Raw genomic sequence first — 1,083 nt, 5'->3', positions numbered from 1 at the left:
TTTTTTTATTTTGGATATAATAGTAGCAAGCTACTCGGGCTGTACGCAGTGGGATAGCGGACATGACGGGGAAAACGCAGACGTGTGCCCGTCTTTTTTTGTGCCAAAAAAGCCTAAAAATGTTGACACACTTATATAATCATGATATTATATAAGTATAGAGAAAGGAGGTAAAAGATGAGTAAAAAAAGGAAACAAAAAAAGCATTTGCTAATATGGCTTACCGGCGCAACGGTTATCCTAAACTTCGCAAATACTTTGATTGACTTTATTAATAAGATTCTACATCTTAAATAGTCAAGAGCCCGTAAGGGCTTTTTCCTATACACTTATCTTAACATGAATATGAAAAAAACTACAAAAATTTGGTTAACATTATTCGTAATGGCTCTTTTAACTTTAGTAATGAAAATAGTAATGGTGGTAATGTAAATGGCAGATAGGAAAATGGGTCGCCCTACAGTGTATGAAAGTTCAACGACAGCACAAAATGAAGCAAACAAGCGCTGGGCTGAAAAGAACAAGGAACATAAAAAGTATCTAAATTATCGTTCAACGTCACGATCATTCATTCGCAAGTTAGCAACAGAAGAAGACTTAAAAGAGTTGGCTTTCTTAATAGAAGAAAGGAGTAAAAAAAATGGCAAAAAAGGATAGTAAACAAATAGCTTGGGAAGTTTTTAAAGAAATTGAACCGTTATGGAAGAAGCAACCAAACACTATTTATGCGATCCGTGTCGTAATGCCAGAGTTTAAGCATGACATCAATGTCTTTTTTGAATGGAACAAGATTGGGCGGGCCACTATTTCTCGTGAAGTAGCATCGTATGATCCAGGAAACGTTGACGCAGTCATGGATGCTGTTGAAGTTTTGAAGACAAAATATAATTTAAAAGTAAATCTATATAAATAAGGAAGGTTTATTTTAAAACATACACCAGGGTTAAATTAGCCGTTCTCAATTATTGTAAAGTATCAATCTTTAATATTTAGACCAAATTAAGACCAAAACGTATAAAACTACTGGTATTAAAGCAACGATTAACGTGGTTACCACCTTTTCGGCCATTTTCTAGGATTCCT

The 1,083-nt window shown here is 34.4% G+C and carries 2 protein-coding genes; both read left to right on the top strand.

The window, feature by feature from the left end:
- Positions 1-432: 432 nt before the first annotated feature.
- Entirely contained in the window at positions 433-657 is a 225-nt protein-coding gene (locus IV71_RS07635) for a hypothetical protein (protein WP_010690707.1), read from the top strand.
- Positions 641-913: a hypothetical protein gene (locus tag IV71_RS07630; RefSeq protein WP_010690708.1), complete on the top strand. Its 273-nt coding sequence runs from the start codon at positions 641-643 to the stop codon at positions 911-913. The genes IV71_RS07635 and IV71_RS07630 overlap by 17 nt, the downstream gene beginning before the upstream one ends.
- Positions 914-1,083: the final 170 nt, after the last annotated feature.

The sequence above is a fragment of the Fructobacillus fructosus KCTC 3544 genome, assembly GCF_001438695.1.
Classification (GTDB): Bacteria; Bacillota; Bacilli; order Lactobacillales; family Lactobacillaceae; genus Fructobacillus; species Fructobacillus fructosus.
Note: the sequence above shows the minus strand (reverse complement) of the source record. Positions and strands in the feature narration are given on the sequence as shown.

Bases quoted from the DNA above. Each gene is read 5' to 3' on its own strand.
- IV71_RS07635 (WP_010690707.1), top strand. From the start codon at position 433: ATGGCAGATAGGAAAATGGGTCGCCCTACAGTGTATGAAAGTTCAACG.
- IV71_RS07630 (WP_010690708.1), top strand. From the start codon at position 641: ATGGCAAAAAAGGATAGTAAACAAATAGCTTGGGAAGTTTTTAAAGAA.